Here is a 1,183-nt window from a genome sequence, read left to right as displayed (position 1 = left end):
GGGGGGGGGGGGGGGGGGGGGGGGGGGGCCGTGGGGGGGGGGGGTGGCGCCGCGGCGGGGGCGCGCCGCGCCCCCCCCCCCCCCCCTCCTCCGTGTCCCGGAGGATCACCCGCTGGTCCACCCCGTCCGACCAGCGGACCGAGACGAGCGAGTCGGTACGGACCGTGTGCGTCGTCAGCAGCCCGCGCGCGCTCAGCAGACCGGGGCGTACGCACACCCGGTGCGGCAGCAAGACGACGAAGAGGAGGCCGGCCAGGCCGGTCCAGAGGACGCCGCGCATCACGTCGAGCCTTCCGGAACCGGCGTCCACGGTGCACAGGGCCGTGAACAGGAGGAGGGCGACAGCGACCGCCGCGCGCCTCTCGCCGGCCCAGTGGACGTCGTGCGCGCAGGGTCCGGGACGTACCGCTTCGGTGTCGTGTGCGCTGTGTCCGCCGGTCGAGGCCTGAGTGGATCGTCGTCCCATGAGAGCGACGTTAGGGCTGGTAGAGGCCTTGGAGCCGGACCCTGACGCACCGCTGATGTGATGGCTACGTCATCTTGGCGGTCCGCGCGGTGTGCGTCGACGTCGGGCAGCGGTTTCCGCACCCCCTCGGGGCGGCGGCGTGGCGCACGGCGCTGCGGGGGCGAGGAAGAACGCTCCGGTGAGTCCCCGGGCCAGGGCGAGGCCGAGGTCACGAGCCCTGAAGGCCTCCTGATGCCCGTCCGTCAGGGCAGCGTCAAAGATCGACTTCCATGCGGAAGGAACCCGTCAAGGGGTACCGCCAGGGCCGTCGGCCAGGCGCAGACTGGTGTGGCGACGGAGCCGGACGACGGACCGGCGGCACGCGGCCGAAGGGCGGTGACCTGAACACCGCCCGAGGAAGCGCATGGTCCCACCGTGGGGGTACGGGCCCGTGCGACCGCGTGTCGGTCACCCGTCGCACAACACCTGAGCCGTCCGGCTCTCCGGTTGCGGATACCGGGGCCGGACGGCTCGCGTGTTTCTCTCGCCATCCCGCGCTCACGGCGCCACGGTGCCGCGCCCGCGGCGATCGTCGGGCCGCGGTCCGGTTGGCGGTCGCCCCGTCGTCAGGTGACCGCGGACGTCGGGAGCTCCGGCGATACCGGAGGGGCGTCACCCGTTGTGGGGAGGGTGATGACCATGGTGAGGCCGCCGCCGGGGGTGTCCTCGGCGGTGAGG

The 1,183-nt window shown here is 74.1% G+C and carries 1 protein-coding gene; it reads right to left on the bottom strand.

Going from position 1 to position 1,183, the window contains the following annotated elements:
• A partial coding sequence (locus ACFXA3_RS35840) for a hypothetical protein (RefSeq protein WP_385194147.1) occupies positions 1-466 on the bottom strand: 466 nt, incomplete at its 3' end.
• Positions 467-1,183: the final 717 nt, after the last annotated feature.

Source organism: Streptomyces sp. NPDC059456 (assembly GCF_042750055.1).
Taxonomy (GTDB): Bacteria; Actinomycetota; Actinomycetes; order Streptomycetales; family Streptomycetaceae; genus Streptomyces.
Note: the sequence above shows the minus strand (reverse complement) of the source record. Positions and strands in the feature narration are given on the sequence as shown.